Raw genomic sequence first — 25083 nt, 5'->3', positions numbered from 1 at the left:
GCGTTGCGGTCCGCAGGACCGCCCTTTGGGGCCGCTTCGCAGCCCATCGCAGCCTCGTACCTCGGCAGCTGCTACAGATTCCGCGCTATACCGGCTTGGCCCCCATTAACCCCGCAATGGCGATAAAGCAGACAAAGCTGAACAGCGCCAACGCAAACGTAAACTTCCCATTCACCGCCGCGGGTGCCTTGCGCAACCGATTGAGCCGCACCACCAGCCAGAACCAGCCCAACGCCGCCACGGTGTAGAGCACACTGGAAGCCAGCAGCCAGGTCTGCCCCAACGGCCAGCCCACCAGATGCACCATCCACCAACCGGTGAACGGCATGCTCAGCAATGCCAGGCCCATCAATAGCCAAATGAACACCAGCGGTCGCTGCACGGTACGAGTGTGAGCGCTCGCATCGCCGTTACGGCGTGCGCGCCAGACCCAGATCGCCAGCCCCAGCGCACTGATCAACAGCAATATCGTCGCCACGCTATGAGCGATTTTCAGGGCGGTTAACGTTTCCATTGTTCGATTTCCTTATGGCCTGCCGATCAGCGTAGCCGCTCAGCCGAGAAACAGCAGATAGGCCGGGTTGTCGCTTTCGTCCCAGTACGGGTAACCGATTTCCTCCAGCGCGGCCGGTACCAGATGCCGCTCGTCGTGCGGCACTTGCAGCCCCGCGACCACACGGCCATCGGCCGCGCCGTGGTTACGGTAATGAAACATCGAAATGTTCCAGCGCCCGCCGAGTTTGTTGAGGAAGTTGAACAACGCACCCGGACGCTCCGGGAATTCGAAGCGCAGCACCACTTCATCGACCACATGGACAGCACGCCCGCCGACCATGTGGCGAATGTGTAACTTGGCCAGTTCGTTGTCGGTCAGGTCGAGCACCGGAAAACCCTGTTCGGTGAGGCTGGCGAGCAGCGCACTGCGCGGGTCGCTTTCCGGATGCGTCTGCACGCCGACAAAGATGTGCGCTTCGCTGCCGGTGTTGTAGCGGTAGTTGAATTCGGTGATCTGGCGCTTGCCGATGGCTTCGCAGAACGCCTTGAAGCTACCCGGTTTCTCGGGAATGGTCACGGCGATGATGGCTTCGCGGCCCTCGCCCAGTTCAGCGCGCTCGGCCACGTGGCGCAAGCGGTCGAAATTGACGTTGGCGCCGGAGTCGATGGCCACGAAGGTATGCCCCGTGATACCGCGTTGCTCAACGTACTTCTTGATCCCGGCTACGCCCAAGGCACCGGCGGGTTCTGTGATCGAGCGGGTATCGTCGTAGATATCCTTGATTGCCGCACAGATCTCGTCGGTGCTGACAGTGATCACTTCATCTACATAGTCTTTGCAGATATCAAACGTGTGCTGGCCAATCTGCGCCACTGCGACGCCGTCGGCGAAAAGACCCACGGTCGGCAAAACCACGCGCTCGCCGGCCGCCATCGCGGCTTGCAGGCAGTTGGAATCATCCGGTTCGACACCGATGATTTTGATCTCCGGGCGCAGGTATTTCACGTAGGCCGCGATCCCGGCGATCAGCCCGCCGCCGCCCACCGGAACGAAGATCGCATCCAGACGCCCCGGGTGCTGGCGCAGAATCTCCATGGCCACCGTGCCCTGCCCGGCAATGGTGTGGGGATCATCGTAAGGGTGAATGTAGACATAGCCTTTTTCGTCGACCAGTTTCAGCGAGTAGGCCAGGGCTTCCGGGAACGAGTCCCCGTGCAGCACCACTTTGCCGCCGCGCGAGCGCACGCCTTCGACCTTGATTTCCGGAGTGGTCTTGGGCATCACGATGGTCGCTTTCACGCCCAGAACCTTGGCCGCCAGGGCCAGGCCTTGCGCATGGTTGCCCGCCGATGCGGTGACCACGCCACGAGCACGCTCTTCATCGCTCAGTTGCGTGAGCTTGTTATAGGCGCCGCGAATTTTGAACGAGAACACTGGCTGCAAGTCTTCACGCTTGAGCCAGATATCGTTGCCCAGCCGCTCGGAAAGCTGGCGGGCAGTCTGCAATGGGGTTTCTACGGCAACGTCATAAACGCGCGAGGTGAGGATCTTTTTGACGTACTGTTCGAGCATCGGAAAGCATCACTGAGCGGGTTGGGCAGGGCCAAGGAGTCTAACCCGGCTTTTGGGCGGGCGACCACACTTGTAGGAGCGAGGCTTGCCCGCGAAAGCTATCTTACTGCCAATATTTATGCTGGATATGACAACCTCTTCGCGGGCAAGCCTCGCTCCTACAGTTAATCAGTTGTCTTGCGCGTGCATTTGACCCGCCAATCGGGCAATGACCTTCCCCATCGCGAGGCCTATAATGCCGGCCTTTCGTCCCCCTTTTCGGCACTTCGGAGCCCGCATGACCCAGGATCAACTCAAACAGGCAGTGGCTCAGGCCGCCGTCGACTTCATCCTTCCGAAACTCGATGACAAGAGCATCGTCGGGGTCGGCACCGGCTCCACCGCCAATTGCTTCATCGATGCCCTGGCCAAGCACAAAAGCGCGTTCGATGGCGCGGTCGCCAGCTCCGAAGCCACCGCCGCCCGCCTCAAAGGCCACGGCATTCCGGTGTATGAGCTCAATACCGTCAGCGACCTGGAGTTCTACGTCGATGGCGCCGACGAAAGCGATGAGCACCTGCACCTGATCAAGGGCGGTGGCGCGGCCCTGACCCGCGAAAAGATTGTTGCAGCCGTGGCCAAGACCTTCATCTGCATCGCCGACGCCAGCAAACTGGTGCCGGTGCTCGGTGCGTTCCCGTTGCCGGTGGAAGTGATCCCGATGGCCCGCAGCCACGTCGCCCGCCAACTGGTGAAGCTCGGCGGCGACCCGGTTTACCGTGAAGGCGTACTGACCGACAACGGCAACATCATCCTCGATGTGTTCAACATGCAGATCACCAATCCGGTGGAGCTGGAAACTCAGATCAATGCCATCGTCGGCGTGGTCACCAACGGCCTGTTCGCGGCCCGCCCGGCTGATTTGTTGCTGCTGGGCACGAGCGAAGGCGTGAAAACCCTGCGCGCCGAGTAAGCCAAACACAAAACCCCTGTAGGAGCGAAGCTTGCTCGCGAAGGCGGCGTATCAGTCGACGTCTCTATTGACTGATGCGCCGCCTTCGCGAGCAAGCTTCGCTCCTACAGGGGGTATGGGTGCTGATCAGGGTTGCGTTGGTTTTTTGAAGACGTAGAACAGGTTCGGCTCGCTGACGAGGTACAGGGTACCGTCGTCGTCCATGGCGATGCCTTCCGCTTGCGGCACCGTTTTCTGCAACCCTTGACGCCCCTTGCTCAGTGACAGGGTGGTCAGTGGTCGCCCGTCGACGTCCAGCTCCAGAATCAACCGCGATTCATCGGACAGCGCCAGCAAATGGCCGCTACGCTCGTCGTATTGCAGGCTCGACAGGTCTCGCACGAACATCCCGGCATCGCGCTTGGGGTTGTTCACCACATGCACCGCGTAGGACTTCTCCGGGTTGTAGTGCGGAAAACCCTGCACTTCGTAGATCAGCATCGGGTCGCGTTCCTTGGCGACGAACAAGCGCTTGCCCACCGAGTCATAGGCCAATCCTTCGAACCCCTTGTTGCCACGCATGTGCACACCGAGCGTGATCTGTTCAGCATCAGCAGCATCGAGGAAGGTCGTGTCCGCCTCCAGATGAATCTTGATCAACCGTTGCTGGCGTTCGTCGGTGATCACGTACGTGTCAGCGCTGATGAACTCCACCGCCTCCGGATCGCCAAACCCGATCAGCGCCACACGCCGCAGGATTTTGCCTTCCAGGGACAATTCGATCAGCTCGGCATTTTTGTTGGTCACCGTGAACAGGCTTTTGCGCACGGGATCGAAAGTCAGTGCCGAAACATCATCGTCCAGCCCCTCGATGGCTCGCGCCTCGACCACGACCTGATATTGATCCAGGCCAATCGACTGGGCATTCATCGGCTGCCATAGCGTTTGCACATTGAACCAGGTGCGCTCGAACAGGCGCAGGTATTGGCCAATGGCAATCAGCACAATCAGCGCAATGACCGACAGGATCAGCATCAGGGGTTTGGGGCGGGCAAGTCGGCGCATTCAGGCGGGCTCGGAAACAAGACGGGCGAATGAAATACCACGGCAGTATGAATTCAAGCTTAATGGCCAATGGCCTTTGACCACAATTACCGAACGCCTACCGTTGTTTTTCGAAGCGATAGAACAGGTTCGGCTCACTCACCATGTACAACGTGCCCGCCTCGTCCACGGTCACGCCTTCGGCTCGGGGAATGGTTTTTTTCAAGCCATTGAAACCACCCAACAGGGTCATGAAACTGACCTGCTCGCCATTCTCGTCCAATTCCAGCAACAGATGCGAATCGGCGGACAGTACGAGGGTATGGCCCGTGCGCGGATCAATCGCCAGGGCCGACAGGTTGCGGATATCCAATGCATCGCCGGACAGCTTTTGCTTGTCGCCCTTGAGGATTTGACTGCCATCGCTTTTCCAGCTGAACAATGCTGGCGGACGCTCTTCGCCCAGCAGCAGTCGCTGGTTAGGCGCATCCCAGACGATCGCCTCGAAGGCTTTATTCTGATCTTTCGACGGGCCCAAATCGTATTTCGGGAAACTGTCGATATTCAGTTCTCGAGTATCGGCCTCAACCTTGACGATGGAAAGCAAGTGTTTGCGCTCATCGGTGATTGCCAGCAAACCATTGCCCATGGCCGCCACGCCTTCCGGGTTACCCCAGCCCACCAATGGCATTTTGCGCAACACATCGCCCTGTAATGTCAGCTCTACCAGAAACGGCTTCTTGCCCATCACCGCAAACAGGGTTTTGGTCTGAGGGTCATAAGTGACGTCTGACGCTTCGTCCCTTTCCATGCCCGGCAGCAACTTGGCGTCGATCACTGCCCGGTAATCCGGCAGCCAGATACTTTCTTTTCGTTCAGCCGGGCTTTCGAAACGCTCCATCACCCAGAGCACGCCGCGATCATCCCAGTGCATCGCAACGGCGAGGCCATACACAGCAGCCGCCACCAGCAAAAGCCAGGAATACCAACGCATGACAAAGCGCGAGCGGCGAGCAGTTTTCAGCTTGGACAGCGGTTGGGTGGCCATGCGGGGGTGCGTTCCAGAAATTCAGGCTTGGGTAATAGCACATTGGACTGGCTCAGACGCCAGAAGCCTGGGAATTATCCGGAAAAGATGTGAAAAAAACGGGAAATGGCGGGATTGCCCTGTGCGGGCGGCCAAGATCAAAAGATCGCAGCCTTCGGCAGCTCCTACAGAGATTGGTGTAGGAGCTGCCGAAGGCTGCGATCTTTTGCTTTTTTAGCGCACGCTGCTGGTGAAGCGGCTGACGCCTGGCAGCTCGAGCACCAGTTCGTCACCGACATTCAACGGGCCAACGCCCATCGGCGTACCGGTGAGGATCACGTCACCGGCCTGCAGCGAAAAGCAGCCAGCCATGTACTGGATCATCGGCACGATCGGATTGAGCATGTCCTTGCTATTGCCGTCCTGGCGCACTTCACCATTGATGGTCAGGCGGATGCCGATGTCGGCCAGATCGGCGAAGGTGCTGCTTGCCACGAACGGCGCAATCACTGCCGCTCCGTCGAAGGACTTGGCGATTTCCCACGGCAGGCCCTTGGCTTTCAGCTCGGCCTGCTTGTCGCGCAGGGTCAGGTCCAGCGCCGGAGCGATGCCCGAGATGGCATCCAGTACTTCTTCACGGCTCGGTTTGGTCGACAGTGGCTTGCCGATCAACACAGCGATTTCCGCTTCGTAATGCACCGAGCCACGTTCGGTCGGAATGCTGAAACCGCCTTCCAGCGGCACCACGCAACTGCCCGGCTTGATGAACAGAAGCGGTTCAGTAGGCACCGGGTTGTCCAGTTCCTTGGCGTGTTCGGCGTAGTTACGGCCGATGCACACCACTTTGCCCAACGGGAAGTGAATGCGCGTGCCGTCGACATACTGGTGCTGATAGCTCATTGACCGACTCCTGATTCAGTGATTCAAACAGCGAAAATCTTGCCCGGGTTCATGATGCCGTTCGGGTCGAACACCGCTTTGACGGCTTTCATGTACTCGATCTCAACCGGCGAGCGACTGTAGGTCAAGTAATCACGCTTGGTCATGCCCACGCCGTGTTCGGCGGAAATCGAACCGTTGTACTTCTCCACGGTTTCGAACACCCACTTGTTGACGGTCGCGCACTTGGCGAAGAACTCGTCCTTGCTCAGGTTGTCCGGCTTAAGGATATTCAAATGCAGGTTGCCGTCGCCGATGTGACCGAACCAGACAATTTCGAAATCGGGGTAGTGTTCGCCGACGATCGCGTCGATTTCTTTCAGGAACGCCGGGACTTTCGACACAGTGACCGAAATGTCGTTCTTGTACGGCGTCCAGTGGGAAATGGTTTCGGAGATGTACTCGCGCAATTTCCATAGATTGTGCAACTGGGTTTCGCTCTGGCTCATCACGCCGTCCAGTACCCAGCCTTGCTCGACGCAGTGCTCGAAGGTTTCCAGGGCATGATTGGCCACTTCTTCGGTGGTCGCCTCGAATTCCAGCAGCGCGTAGAACGGGCAATCGGATTCGAATGGTGCAGGCACATCACCGCGGGCCATGACCTTGGTCAGCGCTTTATCGGAGAAAAATTCGAAGGCGGTCAGGTCAAGCTTGCTCTGGAATGCATGCAACACCGGCATGATCGAATCGAAATCGGCGGTGCCAAGGACCATCGCGGTGAGGTTTTTCGGTGCGCGGTCCAGGCGCATGGTGGCCTCGACCACAAAGCCCAGCGTGCCTTCGGCGCCGATGAACAGCTGACGCAGGTCGTAGCCCGTGGCGTTCTTGATCAGGTCTTTGTTCAGTTCCAGCAGATCGCCCTTGCCAGTGACGACTTTCATGCCGGCCACCCAGTTGCGGGTCATGCCGTAGCGAATGACCTTGATCCCGCCGGCATTGGTGCCGATATTGCCGCCAATCTGACTGGAGCCTGCGGACGCGAAATCCACGGGATAGTACAAACCGTGCTCTTGGGCCTTGTTCTGCAATTGCTCGGTAACCACTCCCGGCTGACACACGGCCGTGCGGTCGGTCAGGTTCACGTCGAGGATCTGGTTCATGTAATCGAAAGACACGACTACTTCGCCATGGGCTGCCACGGCGGCAGCCGAAAGCCCGGTACGACCGCCGGACGGCACCAGCGCCACCTTGTGTTCATTAGCCCAACGGACAATGGCCTGGACCTGTTCGGTAGTCTTGGGGAACACAATGGCCGTCGGGGCCGGGGCGAAATGCTTGGTCCAATCCTTGCCGTAAGCATTCAGGGAGTCGGCGTCGGTCAGGACCTTGCCAGGCTCAACCAGGGTCTTCAGCTCATCAATCAGCGCAGGATCGGTCATCGACAGAACTCTCGAACAATTCATGGTCATCCTGAGAACGCTTCACGTCGCAGGAATGAGTGTTTAGCGGGGTGCATATGCTAGCATACCGACCCCGCAGGATAGTGCCCAACGGCTGTTCTGCGGTGACGGCTTTCCTGCCGTCCAGGTCAGCGTCTGCTGGCTATTTCCTGCCAATTTTCTCCGGGATACAGGTTTACGCAGATGAGCAAGACTTCTCTCGATAAGAGCAAGATCAAGTTCCTTCTTCTCGAAGGCGTCCACCAATCGGCTGTCGACGTCCTCAAGGCGGCGGGCTACACCAGCATCGAGTACCTCACAGGTTCTCTGCCGGAAGCCCAGCTCAAGGAAAAGATCGCTGATGCGCACTTCATCGGCATTCGCTCCCGCACTCAACTGACCGAAGAGATCTTCGATCACGCGAAGAAACTGGTGGCTGTCGGCTGTTTCTGCATCGGCACCAACCAGGTCGACCTCAACGCGGCTCGCGAACGCGGCATCGCCGTATTCAACGCTCCGTACTCCAACACTCGTTCCGTAGCCGAGCTGGTATTGGCCGAGGCGATCCTGTTGCTGCGTGGCATCCCTGAGAAAAACGCTTCCTGCCACCGTGGCGGCTGGATCAAGAGCGCAGCCAACTCCTTCGAGATCCGTGGCAAGAAGCTGGGCATCGTCGGTTACGGCTCGATCGGTACTCAGCTGTCGGTCCTGGCTGAAGGCCTGGGGATGCAGGTGTATTTCTACGACACCGTGACCAAGCTGCCACTGGGCAACGCGACCCAGGTGGGCAACCTGCACGAGCTGCTGGGCATGTCCGACATCGTCACCCTGCACGTTCCGGAAACCGCAGCGACTCAGTGGATGATCGGCGAGAAGGAAATCCGCGCCATCAAGAAGGGCGGCATTCTGATCAACGCTGCTCGCGGCACCGTGGTTGAACTGGACGCCCTGGCGGACGCAATCAAGGACAAGCACCTGATCGGCGCGGCCATCGACGTCTTCCCGGTGGAGCCACGCTCCAACGAAGAAGAGTTCGAAAGCCCGCTGCGAGGCCTGGACAACGTGATCCTGACCCCGCACATCGGTGGTTCTACCGCTGAGGCGCAAGCCAACATCGGTCTGGAAGTGGCGGAAAAACTGGTCAAGTACAGCGACAACGGTACATCGGTATCGTCCGTGAACTTCCCGGAAGTGGCCCTGCCGGCTCACCCTGGCAAGCACCGTTTGCTGCACGTCCACGAGAACATTCCGGGTGTGATGAGCGAGATCAACAAGGTCTTCGCCGAAAACGGCATCAACATTTCCGGTCAGTTCCTGCAGACCAACGACAAAGTCGGCTACGTCGTGATCGACGTCGATGCCGAATACTCGGAAATGGCGCAAGAGAAGCTGCAGCACATCAACGGCACCATTCGTTGCCGAGTGTTGTTTTAACAGCAGCTTCGAGCGGCAAGCTACAAGCGGCAAGCCGAGTCAGCGTTGGCTTCTACTTGAAGCTTGCCGCTTAAACCTTGCCGCTATAAAAAAACGGGAGCCCCTGAGGCTCCCGTTTTTTATTTCACATTCACGGTGATTTTCTTCGAAACAATAGGCGGCTCGAACGGCATGTGCCCGGCATCGCCCAATTCCAGCTGCAAGGTGTGCTTGCCCGGTGCCAGTTTTATTTCAGCCTGGGTCTGCGCTTTGCCGAAATGCATATGGTTGGCATCCGTCGGGATCGGCGCACCGGCCGCAGGCAGTTTGTCGGCATCGATCAGTAGGTGATGATGCCCCGTGTTTTTGGTGACATCACCGGCAGGTGCCAAGGCTATGTTTTTCACAGCGAATTTGACGATGAAAGTCTGGGGTACCGTGGCACCGTCCTCAGGAGAAACGATAAACACTTCGGCACCCTTGGGGGCCGGAGTCGCAGCCGTTGCCAGCATCGAAGCACTCAGTAATAGGCCAGTCCATGCTGCACGTGACACAAAGCTTTTCATTCTCTTCTCCATTTTTTCCGTAAAATTCGCTCGGCCGTGACAACTTAACGGCCATTCGTTGTCGAAGGCACACGACAACAACCATAGCAAAGCGAGCCTGAACAGCGCATCGCGATAAATGAATTCAAAGGAGTGACCATGCGCTTTTTGCCTGGCCTGATCTGCCTGCTACCCCTTTTGAGCCCTTTGGCTCATGCCGAACTGATTGACGATGTTAACGACCGCGGCGAATTGCGCATTGCCCTTGAGGCTAATACCCCGCCCTTCAATTTCAAGGATGACGGCAAACTGACCGGCTTCGAGGTGGAATTGGGCCAAATGCTGGCCAATGAACTGGATGTAAGGGCCGACTTCGTCGTCACCGATTCGGTCGACCTGCTGGCCGGCGTCGAAAGCGGCAAGTACGACGTCGCCATCAATCACATAGCACAGACCCCGGAGCTGAAGGATCGTTTCGACTTCAGCGAACCTTACATTCACACCAATTCACAATTGATCGCGCAGAAAGAAGAGCCGCCGCGTTCAATCCTGTTGGTGCAGTCGCTGACGGAAGAAAAGCCCAAAGCCGCCCCGGCTGTGAGCCTGGCCATTCCGTTTCAGAAGGGTAACCCGGCATTTCAAGCCAGCCTGGAAAACGCCTTGCAGCGGATCAAGGCTGATGGCCGGCTGGAGACGCTGGAGCAGAAATGGTTCGGGGCGGATGCGCCGAAACCCTGATTCAAGGTTGATGAATAACCCCTGCGGGAGCGGGCTTGCCCGCGATGAGGCCCTAACATCCAACATCGATATTGAATGTTGAACCGCCATCGCGGGCAAGCCCGCTCCCACAGGTCTTGGGGTGACTGCTAGTCCTGCGCGGCCAACGCTTGCGCCGCTTCAGCCAACTCCAGCTCGCTGAACACTTGCACGCCATGGCGCTTGAGCAATGCCGCGGTGACACCCTCGCCACTGACCTTCACGCCACTGAACGTTCCGTCATAGGTCAACAGATTCCCGCACGACGGGCTGTTGGCCTTGAGCACGGCGATGCGAATGCCGTGCCGCTGCACCAACTCTAGCGCCTGACAGGCGCCGGAAAGAAACTCGGCACTGACGTCCTCGCCCTCGGTGGTGATGACCGATGCCAGGCCATCAAGCACTTCACCGCCCTGCCCGCCCGCAATCTCCGCCGCGGCCCTTGGCGTCGGCAAACCACCGGCGACTTCCGGGCAAAACGGCACTACCCGGCCTTCGGCAATCCACTGTTCCAACAGATTGAATGGCCCACTGGCGCCGCCGTCGTAACGGACGCGGTGACCGAGCAAACAACGGCTTACCAGAATCTTATGCATGATCAGAACGGCTCATTGCCACGACGCCGGAACCAGCCCGTCAACGACAGGCGATCCCGGGTCGCGGGCAGCACTTCGTGGGGAACTTCGCCCGACAGGAACACCACCAGGCATCCGCCGGTAGGCACTACATCGTGTTCAACGCCTTCATCCAGGTACATGCGCAACTGACCGCCATGCTCGGGCAGCCAGGCGTCATTGAGGTAGATCACCGCCGAAACCATGCGCCGGTCGTCATCGCGGAACCGGTCGACATGCTTGAGGTAGAAAGCGCCAGGCGGGTACAGGGCGAAATGGCTTTCGAAATCTTCCAGGCCCAGAAACAAACTGCGATTCATCGCCTCACGCAGGCTGTCCATCAACCCCAGATAGCGGTCGCAAGCCTCGGCCTGGCCGGGTTCGAGCCATTGGATATGGTCACCACGAATGCCTTCGCGGATCTCCGAAAACGGCCCGCGCCCCACACCGGCCGGCGCAAGTTCGCCCTCGGCGGCACGTTTTTGGCACTCGGCCGCCAGCGCCCGGGTCAGATCCAGAGGCAGGAAAATAGTCTGCTGCGACCAGCCGCGCTCAGCCAGGTCGTCGACGATACGTAACAGCAGCGGATGATCAGAGGATATTTGCATGGCGCGCATAGTATTCCTGTGCCCGCAAATCCGACAGAGCCGCGCAGCGGAGGATTGGTCGGATAAGGCACGCAACCTGATACGAATTCTCGACAAGTACGAATGCCGCACGGAGAATAGTCGCCTGCTGACAGGAGTCCCTATGCGCCGTTTGCTTTTTTCACTGCTGATGTTCTGTGTTTTGCCCGCCTGGGCGGACGGCCACGACCAGTTGTACAAGGTTGCCGGTTGGCCAGAACAACGTGCGCACTTCAACGATGCTCTTTCTGCCGCTCAGCAGCGTTATCAGAACAGCCTGCCGCCGGCGGTGTTTCAGGCCTTGGTCAACAACAGTAATCAGCGCTTTGCGCCCAAAGCCATGGATCAACGTGCTGAAGCGCAGCTGCGCAAAAAGCTTGCCGATCCGAAACCTGCATTGACCTTCTTCCAATCGCCCTTGGGCAAGAAAATCGTCGCCGCCGAACTGCTGGCGACCCGTCGCGATCAATTGGCCAAAAACGCCAAGGGTTTGCCGAGAATGCAGGCCAGCGATACCCGTCAGCTGATCATCGGCCACCTCGCCCAGGCCTTGCCTGCCCGCGAGGCCGGTGCTGAAGTCAGCCTCGCCATCGCGGGCGTGGCGGCCGACAGCCTGAGCTCGATGATCCCCGGCCTGCTCGGTGGCGGCCAGGCACAAGGCATGCTGAACGGCCAGCGCCAGCGTCTGATGGAGCAGATCGGCGCTGACCTGAATAACACGCTGCTGTATGTCTATCGCGACCTGTCGGATGAAGAACTGGAAGAGTTCGCCACATTTGCCGAGTCCGCTGAAGGCAAGGCTTACTACCAGGCAGCATTGGCAGCGATTCGGGCGGGGTTGGCGGTGGGGCAGAGTACGTCGAGCCTGGCCCAGTAATTTTTGGCGTCTGCCAAATCGCCTTCGCGGGCAAGCCCGCGATGGGGCCCTGACTACCGCTAAAGATTCCGCCCCTTCATCCGCTTGCTCAAAAACCCGAAATACTCCTGCCGCAATCCGGCTGACTCATTCGCCAGATGATGCCGCGCCTTGGGCAGCATCAGTACTTGGGGCCGATCAAACTTGCCCCGCAATACATCAAGGTTGTGCTTCCAATCCACGGTCATGTCCGCCTGCCCCTGCACGATCAGCGGCTGCCGCGGGCTGCTCGGTGCCGCTTCGATGCGCTTGATCCAGCGCCCCAGCGCACCGACCCAGGCCGTTGGCAGACGCAGCGGCTGCAGCGGATCGGCTTGCAGGAATGCGAGGAAGTCAGGGTCGTTGGAATTCTCGCTGAAACGCCGGGCGATGCCTTTGACAAATGGCTTGAGCAGGTAATAACTGAGCTGCGACCAGCCCCAGGCTCGCGGCCGCACCAGTGGTGACAGCAGAATCACTTGCCCTTGGGCCGGACTGCTCGCGCCTTGATTGAGCACATGATCAATCACGATCGCCCCGCCGGTACTTTGCCCGCACAAATGCCAGGGCTGCGGAAGGCCGAGCGATTGCGCCTCGACCAACAGGCCTTGCAACGCGCTCTGATACTCGGCGAAGTCCTTGATGCTCGCCCGTTCGCCGCTGGACAGGCCATGGCCCGGCAGGTCACAGGCGATTACTGCAAAACCCTGGTCCAGCGCCCACTCGATCACATGCCGATAGAGCCCGGTGTGATCGTAGAAACCGTGAAACAGAAACAGCGTCGCCTTCGCCCGTTCGGGCCACCAGAGCTGGCTGACCACTTCATAGCCATCGACCTCGAAACGCCCCAGGCCACTGCGCAAGGTTCGCCGGGGGAAATCCAGCCCATAAAAATGCTGATAGGCCATGGCCTCGGTCGACAGCGGCTGCCACTCGGCCAATGGCCGCAGGCTGGCACGCAAATGATCGGGGTCGAAAGTGGCAGACATGGGCGATTCCAGAGCGCGAAATGGACTTTATGGGCCTGCGATATTCATCTGTCGCGGCAAGCATGGCAAGCTAGCCGACCTTCGAGGATTGAAACCCATGCGTCCGGTCTACCGCACCACATTGCTTGCCAGCCTGCTCGCCCTTGTGTGTGCCGGCGTGCTGTGGGCCGCCTATGACTGGTTTCAGGGGCGCTACTTGCGCGCCTTCAGTTCGCACACTGCGATGTTTTCCGGCGATCCATTGCGCCTGCCGGACGAGCTCGCCGGCCCCGGCGCCATTCGCCTGGTGCATTTCTGGGACCCGGCCTGCCCGTGCAATGTCGGCAATCAACAACACCTGACCGAACTGGTCGAGCAGTATGTACCGCAGGGCATCGAGTTCTATGCGGTTCAAAGGCCCGGCAGCCACGGTCAATTGCCCAGCACGTTGAGCCGCCTTAAAACCATCACGGTCCTGCCTGGTTCCGAACAAATCCCTGCCAGCCCGGCGGTGGCGATCTGGGACCGCAGTGGCAGGCTGGCGTATTTCGGGCCGTACAGCGAAGGCCTGACCTGCAATTCGAGCAACAGTTTTATCGAGCCCATCCTGCAAGCGCTGAACGAAGGTCGAGCGGTGAACGCCACCCATACGCTGGCGGTGGGTTGCTACTGCCCGTGGCCTGCTGAGATGCAGTAAAGGCATTGCTGACTTTTCCAGGACCGCGATGGCCGGCGCAGAAGGTCTGTGCTACACGTTTGCAGCCCCACGGGCGGCAATCCCGTAAGAACAAGGAGTCACCATGAAACGCGTCCTGACCATACTTGCCGTGCTGATCATCGTGCTCGTCGCCGGAGGCGGCTGGTATGTGTACAGCAAGCAACCGACGCGTCAGGGCCAGGTGGCGTTGCAGCACCTGCAAGGTTCGGTGACCGTGCGCTACGACGAGCGCGGCGTGCCGCATATCCGCGCCGAAAACGAAACCGACCTCTACCGCGCCCTCGGCTACGTGCACGCCCAGGACCGACTGTTCCAGATGGAAGCCATGCGGCGCCTGGCCCGCGGTGAACTGGCCGAAGTCCTCGGCCCGAAACTGATCGACACCGACAAACTGTTTCGCAGCCTGCGTATCCGCGAACGGGCAGACAGTTATGTGGCCGCGCTGGATCGTCAGTCGCCGGCATGGAAGGCTCTGCAAGCCTATCTGGACGGCATCAATCAATATCAGGACAGCCACGCGGCGCCCGCCGAGTTCGACGTGCTGGGGATCCCCAAGCGCCCTTTCACTGCCGAAGACAGCATCAGCATCGCCGGCTACATGGCCTACAGCTTTGCCGCGGCGTTTCGCACCGAACCCTTGCTGACTTACGTGCGTGACCAACTGGGCGCCGAGTACCTGACTATCTTCGATCTCGACTGGCAGCCCAAGGGCGTGCTGGCCAAGAGGCGCGCCAACCCTGCACCGGCCCTCACCGCCAATGACTGGAAGGATCTGAATGCCCTCGCCCGTTTGAGTGAGCACGCCTTGGCCGACAATGGCCTGCCGCAATTCGAAGGCAGCAATGCCTGGGTGATTGCCGGCAGCCGCAGCAAAAGCGGCAAGCCACTGCTGGCCGGTGACCCGCACATTCGCTTCTCGGCGCCGTCGGTGTGGTACGAAGCGCACCTGTCGGCACCAGGCTTCGAGCTTTACGGTTACCATCAGGCGCTGGTGCCGTTTGCGTTTCTGGGCCACAACCTGGACTTCGGCTGGAGCCTGACCATGTTCCAGAACGACGACCTGGACCTGATTGCCGAGAAGGTCAACCCGGAGAACCCGAACCAGGTCTGGTATCGCGGCAACTGGACTGACCTGGTCAACACCGAACAACAGATCGCGGTCAAAGGCCAGCCACCGGTCACGCTGCCCCTGCGCCAGTCGCCCCATGGCCCGATCATCAACGATGCGCTCGGCACTGCCGCCGGCAAGACACCGGTCGCCATGTGGTGGGCTTTCCTCGAGACGCCGAATCCGATCCTCGACGGTTTCTACCAGCTCAACCGCGCCGACACTTTGGCCAAGGCCCGCGCCGCCTCGGCCAAGGTTCAGGCGCCGGGGCTGAACATCGTCTACGCCAACGCCAAGGGCGACATCGGTTGGTGGGCCTCGGCGCTGCTGCCCAAGCGCCCGGCCGGGGTGAAACCCGGGTTCATCCTCGACGGCAGCACCCCTCAGGCGGACAAGGAAGGTTTCTACCCGTTCAGCGCCAACCCACAGGAAGAAAACCCGGCGCGGGGCTATATCGTCTCGGCCAACTTCCAGCCAGTGTCGCCGACCGGCATGGAAATTCCCGGTTACTACAACCTTGCCGATCGCGGTCAGCAGCTCAATCGTCAACTCAGCGACAAAAATGTGAAGTGGGACAACGAGTCCGGCCAGAAGCTGCAACTGGGCACCACCACCGACTACGGTCCGCGCTTGCTCGCGCCGTTGCTACCGGTACTGCGTGAAGGGGTGAGCGATCCCGCCGAGCTCAAACTCGTGGAGCAACTGGCGCAATGGACTGGCGATTACCCGCTGGACTCGATCAGCGCCACGCTGTTCAACCAGTTTCTGTTCAACCTCGCCGACGCCGCGATGCGCGATGAACTGGGCAACGACTTCTTCGAAACGCTGCTGCCGACCCGGGTGATCGATGCCGCACTGCCGCGTCTGGCGGCCTCCGCCGATTCACCGTGGTGGGACAACCGCAACACTTCCGGTAAAGAAACCCGCGCCGATACGGTCAAGGTGGCCTGGCAAGCGAGCATGGCTCACCTCAACACCACCCTTGGCGCCGACTCCGCGCAATGGCAGTGGGGCAAGGCACATACCCTGACCCACGGCCATCCGCTGGGAACGCAAAAGCCACTGGAGCGGATCTTCAATGTCGGGCCATTCGCGGCGCCCGGCACCCATGAAGTGCCAAACAACCTCTCGGCCAAGATCGGCCCGGCGCCGTGGCCTGTGACTTACGGCCCGTCGACGCGGCGGCTGATCGACTTCGCCGACCCGGCCCACAGCCTGACCATCAACCCGGTCGGCCAGAGCGGCGTGCCGTTCGACCGTCACTATGACGATCAGTCCGAGGCGTATATCGAAGGGGTTTATTACCAGGCGTATTTAAACGATGAAGAAGTGACGGCCAATACCCGCAGTACGTTGAAGCTGTTGCCAGCGCGTTCAGGGCAATAGATTTCTGTTGGTTTAACTGACGTAATCGCGGGCAAGTCGAATCGTCGCACCGCCGCTCCCACAGGTTTTGTGTTGATCACAAAACTGTTGCTTCACACCGATCACTGTGGGAGCGGGCTTGCCCGCGATAACGGCATCACCGTCAACATAGATATCGACGGACAGACCGCTATCGCGAACAAGCCTGGATTTGGGTTGGCCCCGCAACGGTGGTCAACCCGGCCTCAGGATCAAGCCGCTTCCGGCGCCTGCGTCCGGCGCACGTCCGGTTGTTTCCAGGAGTCGGCGGCGCCTTCTTCGATGGCCTGCTGGATCGCACGCTTGCGAATCTCTTCGGCACGACGGCTGAAGAACCAGACCAGGAACGTGACGAACGACACCGCCAGCAGAATCAGGCTGGCCACGGCATTGATCTCAGGCTTCACGCCCAGGCGCACCGCCGAGAACACTTCCATTGGCAGGGTCGTGGAACCCGGACCCGATACGAAGCTCGCCAGCACCAGGTCATCCAGAGACAAGGCGAACGACATCATCCCGCCCGCCGCCAGCGACGGCGCGATCATCGGGATGGTGATCAGGAAGAACACCTTCCACGGCCGCGCGCCCAGGTCCATGGCCGCCTCTTCGATGGACAGGTCCAGCTCACGCAAGCGCGCCGACACCACCACCGCCACATACGCCGCGCAGAACGTGGTGTGGGCGATCCAGATGGTGACGATGCCGCGTTCCTGCGGCCAGCCGATCATCTGCGCCATGGCCACGAACAGCAGCAACAGCGACAGACCGGTGATCACTTCCGGCATCACCAACGGCGCGGTGACCAGACCACCGAACAGCGTGCGGCCCTTGAAGTGGGTGATACGGGTCAGCACGAAGGCCGCCAGTGTCCCCAGTGCCACCGCGGCAATCGCCGTGTAGCAGGCGATTTCCAGCGAGCGCACCACCGAGCCCATCAGTTGGGTGTTGTCCATCAACCCCACGTACCACTTGATCGACCAACCGCCCCACACCGTCACGAGTTTGGAGGCGTTGAACGAGTAGATCACCAGGATCAGCATCGGCGCGTAGATGAACAGCAAACCCGCTACCAGCATGAAACTCGAGAAACGGAAGCGCTTCATTCCTTGCCCTCCATTTCTTTGGCCTGACTACGGTTGAACAGAATGATCGGCACAATCAGGATCGCCAGCATCACCACCGCCAGCGCGGACGCCACCGGCCAGTCACGGTTGTTGAAGAACTCTTGCCAGAGCACTTTACCGATCATCAGGGTTTCCGGACCGCCGAGCAGTTCCGGAATCACGAACTCGCCCACCACCGGGATGAACACCAGCATGCAGCCGGCAATGATGCCGTTTTTCGACAGCGGCACGGTGATCTTCCAGAAACTGTTGAAGGTGCTCGAACCCAGGTCCGACGCGGCTTCCAGCAGGCTGGTGTCATGTTTGACCAGGTTGGCGTAGAGCGGCAGGATCATGAACGGCAGATAGGAGTAAACGACCCCGATATAAACCGCGAGGTTGGTGTTGAGAATCTGCAGCGGCTGGTCGATCCAGCCCATGCTCATCAAAAAGCCGTTAAGCAAACCGTTGTTGCTGAGAATGCCCATCCACGCATACACGCGGATCAGGATCGCGGTCCAGGTCGGCATCATGATCAGCAACACCAGCACCGTCTGCAGCTCTTTGCGGGCACTGGCAATGGCGTAGGCCATCGGGTAGCCGATCAACAGGCAGAGGACGGTGCTGATCAGCGCCATCTTGAGCGAACCCAGGTAAGCGGCGATGTACAAATCGTCGTCGCCGAGCATCGCGTAGTTGCTCAGGTTAAGCAGCACCTGGAGCTTCTGGTCGATGAAGCTGTAAATCTCGGTGTACGGCGGAATGGCCACGTCGGCTTCGGCAAAGCTGATCTTCAAGACGATGAAGAACGGCAGCATGAAGAACAGGAACAGCCAGATGAACGGCACCCCGATGACCAACTGGCGGCCACCGGGAATTATTCGATTGAGCCGGCGTTTGAATTTGCGCAGGTTCATGAGCGAAGTACCACGCCGCTGTCGTCTTCCCACCACACGTAAACCTGGTCACCCCAAGTCGGGCGCGCGCCACGGCGTTCGGCATTGGCGACGAACGACTGGACGATCTTGCCGCTCGGCAGTTCGACATAGAACACCGAGTGGCCACCGAGGTAGGCGATGTCATGCACTTTGCCGCTGGACCAGTTGTATTCGCAGGTCGGCATGGTCGGCGTCACCAGCAGTTTTTCCGGACGGATCGCGTAGGTCACGGATTTGTCCTGCACCGACGTGCTGATGCCGTGGCCCACATAAATCTGCCGGTCCAGGTCCTTGCAGGTGATGATCGCGTGGCCTTCGGCGTCGTCGATCACTTCACCGTCGAAGATGTTGACGTTGCCGATGAATTCGCAGACCAGACGGCTGGTCGGGGTTTCGTAGATGTCGATCGGGCTGCCGATCTGGGCGATCCAGCCCAGGTGCATGATCGCGATGCGCTCGGCCATGGTCATGGCCTCTTCCTGGTCGTGGGTGACCATCACGCAGGTCACGCCGACCCGCTCGATGATTTCCACCAGCTCCAGTTGCATTTGCGAGCGCAGCTTTTTATCCAGCGCGCCCATTGGCTCGTCGAGCAGCAACAGCTTCGGTCGTTTGGCCAAGGAACGCGCCAGCGCCACACGCTGACGCTGGCCACCGGACAATTGGTGCGGTTTGCGCTTGGCGTACTGAGTCATCTGCACCAGTTTGAGCATGTCGGCCACGCGCGCATCGATTTCAGCGGCAGGCAGTTTGTCCTGCTTGAGGCCGAAGGCGATGTTCTGCGCCACGGTCATGTGCGGGAACAGCGCGTAAGACTGGAACATCATGTTGATCGGCCGCTCGTACGGCGGCATGTCCGTGATGTCGACGCCATCGAGGTAAATGCGCCCCTCCGTGGGCCGTTCGAAACCTGCCAGCATCCGCAGCAAGGTGGATTTGCCCGAACCCGAGCCGCCGAGCAAGGCGAAGATTTCGCCTTTCCTGATTTCCAGGGACACGTCGTCCACGGCAATCGTCTCGTCGAACTTTTTTGTGACCCGGTCGATTTTGACCAGCACCTGTTTAGGTGTCTGGTCGCCCTCGAGGGCTTTCTTATAGGCGCCGGAGGCAACTGCCATTTACGAAACTCCCAACAGAATTTGCAGTTCGCCCAACGTGGCGAACCTGGATAGTTTGCAGCTATTTGCCCGACTTGACCTTGGTCCAGCTGCGCGTCATCAAACGTTGAATGTTTGGTGGCAACTCGGTGGAAACGTAGGTCTTGTCGAGGACCGCTTGAGGTGGATAGACCGATTCGTCGGTGCGTATGGACTGTTCCATCAGTTTGTCCGACCCGGGATTCGGGTTGGCGTAGCCTACGGAATCGCTGACCTGGGCAATCACCTCGGGTTTCAGCAAATAGTTGATGAAGGCATGGGCTTCCTTGACGTTGGCGGCATCCTTGGGGATCGCCAGCATGTCGAACCAGAGCGCGCCGCCCTCTTTCGGAATCGAATAGGCAATGTTTATGCCTTTGCCAGCTTCAGCCGCGCGGGCCTTGGCCTGGAACATATCGCCGGAGAAACCGATCGCCACGCAGATATCACCGTTGGCCAGGTCTGCGATGTATTTGGACGAGTGGAAATACGTCACGTAAGGCCGCACCGCCAGCAACTTGGCTTCGGCCTTTTTGTAGTCTTCAGGGTTGGTACTGTTGGCATCCAGGCCCATGTAGTTGAGGACCGTGGGCATCATTTCATCGGCGGAGTCGAGGAACGCCACGCCGCAGCTGTGCAGCTTCTTGATGTTCTGCGGTTCGAATACCACATCCCAGGAATCGATCTTGTCGAGACCCAGCACGGCCTTGACCTTGTCGACGTTGTAACCGATGCCGTTGGTGCCCCACAGATACGGTACGGCGTACTGATTGCCCGGATCATTCTGCTCCAGGCGCTTGAGCAGCACCGGATCGAGGTTGGAATAGTGGGTCAGCTTCGATTTGTCGAGCTTCTGGAAAGCCCCGGCCTTGATCTGTTTGCCAAGAAAGTGGTTGGACGGCACGACCACGTCATAACCGGTACGCCCGGCCAGCAACTTGCCTTCCAGGGTTTCGTTGGAATCGAATACGTCATACACCGGCTTGATGCCGGTTTCTTTCTGGAAGTCGGCCAGGGTGGTCTCACCGATGTAGTCCGACCAGTTATAAATATGCACTGTGCCAGCCGCCTGAGCACTGACAGCGAGTGTCAGCCCGGCGCCGACCAACAGGGCATTGCGCAACAAAGAAAAAATAGGCAAGTGGAGGTCCTCTAAAATTAGTTGGGCCCAAGTTGCCCCGCGTTACATGACAGCCATGGCTGCCTGACAACAAAACCGGCGCGCAACTTACCCTCGAAAAACCGTTCCAGCAAAACTTTTATGCAGAACCCTGTAGCAGCTGCCAAAGGCTGCGTTCAACTGCGAAGCAGTTGTGCTGTCGAAAAGCGGAGGTCCTTGGGACCTCAACGCAGCCTGCGGCAGCTGCTACAGGTTTATGGCTTATTTACCGGATTTGATCTTGGTCCAGCTGCGAGTCAGGATCCGCTGGGTGGCGGCCGGCAAATCGGCAATCGCGTACAGCTTGGCCAGTACTTCTGCTGGCGGGTAGATGCCAGGATCGCTGGTGATTTCTTTATCGACCAATGCGGTAGATGCCGCGTTACCGTTCGGGAAACGCACGGCGTTGGTGATCTCGGCCATGATTTCCGGCTTCTGCAGGAAGGTCATGAACTTGTAGGCGCCTTCGACGTTTTCGGCATCTTTAGGGATGGCGACCATGTCGTAGAAGCTGCCGGCACCTTCTTTTGGAATGTTGTAGCTGACTTTCACCTTGTCACCGGCTTCAGCGGCGCGAGCCTTGGCCTGGTAGATGTCGCCCGAGTAACCCACGGCGACGCAGATGTTGCCGTTGGCCAGGTCGGAGATGTATTTGGACGAGTGGAAGTAGCCCACCGAAGGACGGATTTTGAGGAACAGCGCTTCGGCTTCAGCCAGTTGTTTCTTGTCCTGGGTGTCGGTTGGATAGCCCAGGTAATGCAACGCCACCGGAATCATCTCGGTTGGCGAATCGAGGAAGCTGATACCACACGACTTCAACTTGGCAGCGTTTTCAGGTTTGAACAGCAAGTCCCAGGAGTTGGTCGGCGCATCGGCACCCAGTGCAGCCTTGACCTTGTCGGGGTTGAAACCGATACCGATCGAACCCCACATGTAAGGGAAGGCGTGTTCGTTGCCCGGGTCGCTTACCGATACGGCTTTAAGCAGGTCCGGGTTCAGGTTTTTCCAGTTAGGCAGCTTGGACTTGTCCAGCTTCTGGTAAACGCCGGCCTTGATCTGCTTGGCCAGGAAGTTGTTCGACGGCACGACGATGTCATAGCCGGACTTGCCTGCCAGCAGCTTGGCTTCCAGGGTTTCGTTACTGTCGAACACGTCGTAGACGACTTTGATACCCGACTCGGCTTCGAACTTCTTGACGGTATCCGGTGCGATGTAATCGGACCAGTTGTACACGCGCAGCACTTTGTCGTCCGCCTGAACGGCGCCCGCCATCATGCCCATCAGGGACATGGCGAGGAGGGTCTTGCCAGCTATCTTCATACCTAATGCCTTCATGGGTAATGCTCCAGTTTTTCTTTTTAACCACGTGCTCGGCGGCCGGTTACCGGGCATCCGAACAACCGTTAGTCTGGCAAGTTCCAAGGCAGGCTTTCAAGGAAAGACCCATCCTTTGTTTGCACTGAACGAAGTGCAAACTTCGCACCTCGTTCAGAGCCTAGCACTTAGCCCTGCAACGCACTCAGGGTCAGGTCCAGGCACTTGCGCGCCTTGGTCACCAACTCGTCGATTTCAGCCGGTGTAATCACCAGGGGCGGAGCAATGATCATGGTGTCGCCGACGGCGCGCATGATCAGGCCGTTTTCGAAGCAGAACGTGCGGCAGATCATGCCGACACCCTTGCCTTCGTAACGTTTGCGGGTGGCTTTGTCCTGGACCAGTTCAATGGCCCCCAACAGACCGACCCCACGCACTTCCCCCACCAACGGATGATCGCTCAGTTCCCGTAGACGCTTTTGCAAATAAGGTGCCGTTTCTGTCCGCACGCGCTCGACAATTTTCTCGTCGCGCAAGATGCGGATGTTTTCCAGCGCCACCGCAGCGGCCACCGGGTGCCCGGAATAGGTGAAACCGTGGTTGAAGTCGCCACCTTCGTTGAGCACCTCGACTACGTCGTCATGCACGATCAGGCCGCCCATCGGGATGTAGCCGGACGTCAGGCCCTTGGCGATGGTCATCATGTGAGGTTTGAGGTCGTAGAAATCGCTGCCGAACCATTCACCGGTACGGCCGAAACCGCAGATCACTTCGTCGGCCACGAACAGAATGTCGTACTTGGCGAGGATTTCCTTGATGCGCGGCCAGTAGGTGTCTGGCGGGATGATCACGCCGCCGGCGCCCTGGATCGGCTCGGCAATAAAGGCACCGACATTGTCGACGCCGACTTCCAGAATCTTCTCTTCCAGCTGATTGGCCGCCCAGATACCGAACTCGTCCGGCGTCATGTCACCGCCTTCGCCGAACCAGTACGGCTGGGCAATGTGGACGATGCCCGGGATCGGCAAGTCGCCCTGTTCGTGCATATAGGTCATGCCACCCAGGCTCGCGCCGGCCACGGTGGAGCCGTGATAGCCGTTCTTGCGACTGATGATGACTTTCTTCTTCGGCTGGCCCTTGATCGCCCAATAGTGGCGAACCATCCGCAACATGGTGTCGTTGCCTTCGGACCCGGAACCAGTGAAGAACACGTGATTCATGCCTTCAGGCGCAACGTCGGCAATGACCTTGGCCAGTTCCAGCACCGGCGGGTGAGCGGTCTGGAAGAACAGGTTGTAATAAGGCAGTTCGCGCATCTGTTTGCTGGCGGCATCGGCCAGCTCATCGCGACCGTAGCCGACGGCGACGCACCACAGGCCGGCCATGCCGTCGAGGATCTTGTTGCCTTCGCTGTCCCAGAGGTAAACGCCCTTGGCATGGGTGATGATCCGCGGGCCTTTTTCTTTCAGCTGCTTGAAGTCGCTGAACGGGGCCAGGTGGTAATCACTGCTCAGGGCTTGCCATTCACGGGTTTGCGGGTTGTTGCTGGTCATGCCAATTCTCCTTGGATTCCAGTGAAGGCGCGGCGATTGACAGCCGCGCTCGGCGCATCAGACGGCAAAGAGCAGGAATTCCCGCTCCCACGAACTGATCACGCGCTTGAAGTTTTCATGCTCGGCTCGCTTGACCGCGACGTAGCCCGTGATGAATTTCGTGCCCAGGTATTTTTCGATGGTCTTGCTGTTTTCCATGCGATCCAGGGCATCTTCAATGGTCAGGGGCAGGCGCAGGTTGCGTCGCTCGTAACCACGCCCCACGACCGGCGCACTGGGGTTATGCCCTTCGACCATGCCGATCAAGCCACACAACAGGCTGGCGGCGATGGCCAGGTAAGGGTTGGCATCGGCACCCGGCAGACGGTTTTCCACCCGACGGTTCTGCGGCCCGGCGTCCGGAACCCGCAGGCCTACGGTGCGGTTCTCTTCGCCCCACTCCACGTTCACCGGGGCCGAGGTATCCGGCAGGAAGCGGCGGAATGAATTGACGTTGGGAGCGAACAACGGCAGCAGCTCAGGAATGAATTTCTGCAGGCCGCCAATGTGGTTGAGGAACAGCTGGCTCATGGTCCCGTCTTCATTGGAGAAAACGTTTTTGCCGGTCTCAAGGCTAATGATGCTCTGGTGCAAGTGCATGGCGCTGCCCGGCTCGCCGGTCATGGGCTTGGCCATGAAGGTCGCCGCCACGTTGTGCTTGAGCGCGGCCTCGCGCATGGTGCGCTTGAACACCAGAATCTGGTCGGCCAGGGACAGGGCATCGCCATGACGGAAGTTGATTTCCATCTGCGCCGTGCCGTCCTCGTGGATCAGCGTGTCGAGGTCCAGCTCCTGCAGTTCGCACCAGTCGTAGACGTCTTCGAACAACGGGTCGAATTCGTTCGCCGCTTCAATCGAGAACGACTGACGGCCGGTTTCCGGGCGACCGGAGCGGCCAATCGGCGGTTGCAGCGGGTAGTCCGGGTCATCGCTGCGCTTGGTGAGGTAAAACTCCATTTCCGGCGCCACGATCGGCTGCCAGCCGTGGTCGGCGTAGAGTTTGAGCACCTTCTTGAGCACGTTGCGTGGCGACAGCTCGATCGGGTTGCCTTGCTTGTCGTAAGTGTCGTGAATCACGATGGCGGTGGGCTCGATGGCCCATGGCACCAGAAACACCGCGTTCTGGTCGGGACGGCAGATCATGTCGATGTCGGCCGGGTCGAGCAGTTCGTAATAGATGTCGTCTTCGACGTAGTCGCCGGTGACGGTCTGCAACAGAACGCTTTCGGGCAGGCGCATGCCTTTTTCAGCAATGAACTTGTTGGTCGGCGAGATCTTGCCCCGGGTAATGCCCGTCAGGTCGCCAATCATGCATTCGACTTCTGTGATCTTGTGGTCTTTCAACCAATCGGTGAGCTGGTCGAGGTTGTTACTCATAAATGCCTCTTAGGCTGAGTTTCCTGACT

Annotated in this window: 23 protein-coding genes; 6 read left to right on the top strand and 17 right to left on the bottom strand. The window is 59.2% G+C overall.

Annotation, left to right across the window (positions count from 1 at the left end; translation table 11 throughout):
- Positions 1-85: 85 nt before the first annotated feature.
- Complete coding sequence (locus BZL43_RS15920) at positions 86-514, bottom strand: DUF2269 domain-containing protein (protein WP_095633201.1); 429 nt, start codon at positions 512-514, stop codon at positions 86-88.
- Between the two features lie 39 nt (positions 515-553).
- Positions 554-2068 carry a threonine ammonia-lyase, biosynthetic gene (ilvA, locus tag BZL43_RS15915; RefSeq protein ID WP_095633200.1) on the bottom strand — a complete coding sequence of 505 codons (1515 nt, stop codon included), beginning with the start codon at positions 2066-2068 and terminating at the stop codon, positions 554-556.
- Positions 2069-2345: 277 nt separating this feature from the next.
- Between ilvA and rpiA the strand changes: the two genes are divergently transcribed.
- Positions 2346-3020: a ribose-5-phosphate isomerase RpiA gene (gene rpiA, locus BZL43_RS15910; protein ID WP_095633199.1), complete on the top strand. Its 675-nt coding sequence runs from the start codon at positions 2346-2348 to the stop codon at positions 3018-3020.
- A gap of 126 nt (positions 3021-3146) precedes the next feature.
- Here the strand turns inward: rpiA and BZL43_RS15905 are convergent, their stop codons facing one another.
- From BZL43_RS15905 to BZL43_RS15890, 4 genes are all read right to left on the bottom strand, one after another.
- Complete coding sequence (locus BZL43_RS15905) at positions 3147-4064, bottom strand: SdiA-regulated domain-containing protein (protein ID WP_095633198.1); 918 nt, start codon at positions 4062-4064, stop codon at positions 3147-3149.
- 97 nt (positions 4065-4161) lie between these two features.
- The gene (locus tag BZL43_RS15900) at positions 4162-5091 is read right to left on the bottom strand and encodes an SdiA-regulated domain-containing protein (protein ID WP_095633197.1); all 930 of its coding nucleotides are present in this window, start codon (positions 5089-5091) and stop codon (positions 4162-4164) included.
- A 213-nt stretch (positions 5092-5304) separates the two neighbouring features.
- Positions 5305-5970 carry a fumarylacetoacetate hydrolase family protein gene (locus BZL43_RS15895; protein ID WP_095633196.1) on the bottom strand — a complete coding sequence of 222 codons (666 nt, stop codon included), beginning with the start codon at positions 5968-5970 and terminating at the stop codon, positions 5305-5307.
- A 23-nt stretch (positions 5971-5993) separates the two neighbouring features.
- Positions 5994-7388: an FAD-binding oxidoreductase gene (locus tag BZL43_RS15890; protein ID WP_095633195.1), complete on the bottom strand. Its 1395-nt coding sequence runs from the start codon at positions 7386-7388 to the stop codon at positions 5994-5996.
- 204 nt (positions 7389-7592) lie between these two features.
- Between BZL43_RS15890 and serA the strand changes: the two genes are divergently transcribed.
- The gene (gene serA, locus BZL43_RS15885; protein WP_095633194.1) at positions 7593-8822 is read left to right on the top strand and encodes a phosphoglycerate dehydrogenase; all 1230 of its coding nucleotides are present in this window, start codon (positions 7593-7595) and stop codon (positions 8820-8822) included.
- 119 nt (positions 8823-8941) lie between these two features.
- Here serA and BZL43_RS15880 read toward each other — a convergent pair whose 3' ends face one another.
- Positions 8942-9367, bottom strand: a complete 426-nt coding sequence (locus BZL43_RS15880; RefSeq protein ID WP_095633193.1) for a DUF4399 domain-containing protein — start codon at positions 9365-9367, stop codon at positions 8942-8944.
- Between the two features lie 138 nt (positions 9368-9505).
- On the opposite strand from BZL43_RS15880, the gene BZL43_RS15875 reads away from it, so the two are divergent.
- The gene (locus BZL43_RS15875; protein WP_095633192.1) at positions 9506-10084 is read left to right on the top strand and encodes a transporter substrate-binding domain-containing protein; all 579 of its coding nucleotides are present in this window, start codon (positions 9506-9508) and stop codon (positions 10082-10084) included.
- Between the two features lie 128 nt (positions 10085-10212).
- Here BZL43_RS15875 and BZL43_RS15870 read toward each other — a convergent pair whose 3' ends face one another.
- Together BZL43_RS15870 and BZL43_RS15865 are read right to left on the bottom strand one after the other, a co-directional pair.
- Positions 10213-10698, bottom strand: a complete 486-nt coding sequence (locus tag BZL43_RS15870; RefSeq protein WP_095633191.1) for a DUF523 domain-containing protein — start codon at positions 10696-10698, stop codon at positions 10213-10215.
- A gap of 2 nt (positions 10699-10700) precedes the next feature.
- Complete coding sequence (locus BZL43_RS15865) at positions 10701-11333, bottom strand: 2OG-Fe(II) oxygenase (RefSeq protein WP_095633190.1); 633 nt, start codon at positions 11331-11333, stop codon at positions 10701-10703.
- A 133-nt stretch (positions 11334-11466) separates the two neighbouring features.
- Between BZL43_RS15865 and BZL43_RS15860 the strand changes: the two genes are divergently transcribed.
- The gene (locus tag BZL43_RS15860; RefSeq protein ID WP_095633189.1) at positions 11467-12219 is read left to right on the top strand and encodes a DUF2059 domain-containing protein; all 753 of its coding nucleotides are present in this window, start codon (positions 11467-11469) and stop codon (positions 12217-12219) included.
- Positions 12220-12278: 59 nt separating this feature from the next.
- On the opposite strand, the gene BZL43_RS15855 is transcribed toward BZL43_RS15860, so the two are convergent.
- Positions 12279-13226, bottom strand: coding sequence for an alpha/beta hydrolase (locus BZL43_RS15855; RefSeq protein ID WP_095633188.1), 948 nt, complete (start codon positions 13224-13226; stop codon positions 12279-12281).
- Positions 13227-13323: 97 nt separating this feature from the next.
- Between BZL43_RS15855 and BZL43_RS15850 the strand changes: the two genes are divergently transcribed.
- Together BZL43_RS15850 and BZL43_RS15845 are read left to right on the top strand one after the other, a co-directional pair.
- Positions 13324-13902 (top strand): DUF6436 domain-containing protein, encoded by a 579-nt coding sequence (locus tag BZL43_RS15850; RefSeq protein ID WP_095633187.1) that lies wholly within the window; start codon positions 13324-13326, stop codon positions 13900-13902.
- Between the two features lie 103 nt (positions 13903-14005).
- Entirely contained in the window at positions 14006-16417 is a 2412-nt protein-coding gene (locus BZL43_RS15845) for a penicillin acylase family protein (RefSeq protein WP_095633186.1), read from the top strand.
- Between the two features lie 230 nt (positions 16418-16647).
- On the opposite strand, the gene BZL43_RS15840 is transcribed toward BZL43_RS15845, so the two are convergent.
- The 7 genes from BZL43_RS15840 to BZL43_RS15810 all read right to left on the bottom strand — a co-directional run bounded on the left by BZL43_RS15840 (position 16648) and on the right by BZL43_RS15810 (position 25054).
- Positions 16648-17538: an ABC transporter permease subunit gene (locus BZL43_RS15840; protein WP_095633185.1), complete on the bottom strand. Its 891-nt coding sequence runs from the start codon at positions 17536-17538 to the stop codon at positions 16648-16650.
- Positions 17535-18416, bottom strand: coding sequence for an ABC transporter permease subunit (locus tag BZL43_RS15835; RefSeq protein ID WP_177409340.1), 882 nt, complete (start codon positions 18414-18416; stop codon positions 17535-17537). Before BZL43_RS15835 ends, BZL43_RS15840 begins: the two co-directional genes overlap by 4 nt.
- A gap of 35 nt (positions 18417-18451) precedes the next feature.
- Positions 18452-19594 carry an ABC transporter ATP-binding protein gene (locus tag BZL43_RS15830; protein WP_095633183.1) on the bottom strand — a complete coding sequence of 381 codons (1143 nt, stop codon included), beginning with the start codon at positions 19592-19594 and terminating at the stop codon, positions 18452-18454.
- A gap of 61 nt (positions 19595-19655) precedes the next feature.
- Entirely contained in the window at positions 19656-20753 is a 1098-nt protein-coding gene (locus BZL43_RS15825) for a polyamine ABC transporter substrate-binding protein (protein WP_095633182.1), read from the bottom strand.
- A 240-nt stretch (positions 20754-20993) separates the two neighbouring features.
- Positions 20994-22091, bottom strand: a complete 1098-nt coding sequence (locus BZL43_RS15820) for a polyamine ABC transporter substrate-binding protein (RefSeq protein ID WP_095633273.1) — start codon at positions 22089-22091, stop codon at positions 20994-20996.
- A 182-nt stretch (positions 22092-22273) separates the two neighbouring features.
- A complete protein-coding gene (locus BZL43_RS15815) occupies positions 22274-23638 on the bottom strand; it encodes an aspartate aminotransferase family protein (protein WP_095633181.1) in 1365 nt (454 codons plus the stop codon).
- A 57-nt stretch (positions 23639-23695) separates the two neighbouring features.
- Positions 23696-25054 carry a glutamine synthetase family protein gene (locus BZL43_RS15810; RefSeq protein ID WP_095633180.1) on the bottom strand — a complete coding sequence of 453 codons (1359 nt, stop codon included), beginning with the start codon at positions 25052-25054 and terminating at the stop codon, positions 23696-23698.
- Positions 25055-25083 lie beyond the last annotated feature (29 nt).

It is taken from the genome of Pseudomonas sp. PICF141, assembly GCF_002286815.1.
Classification (GTDB): domain Bacteria; phylum Pseudomonadota; class Gammaproteobacteria; order Pseudomonadales; family Pseudomonadaceae; genus Aquipseudomonas.
Note: the sequence above shows the minus strand (reverse complement) of the source record. Positions and strands in the feature narration are given on the sequence as shown.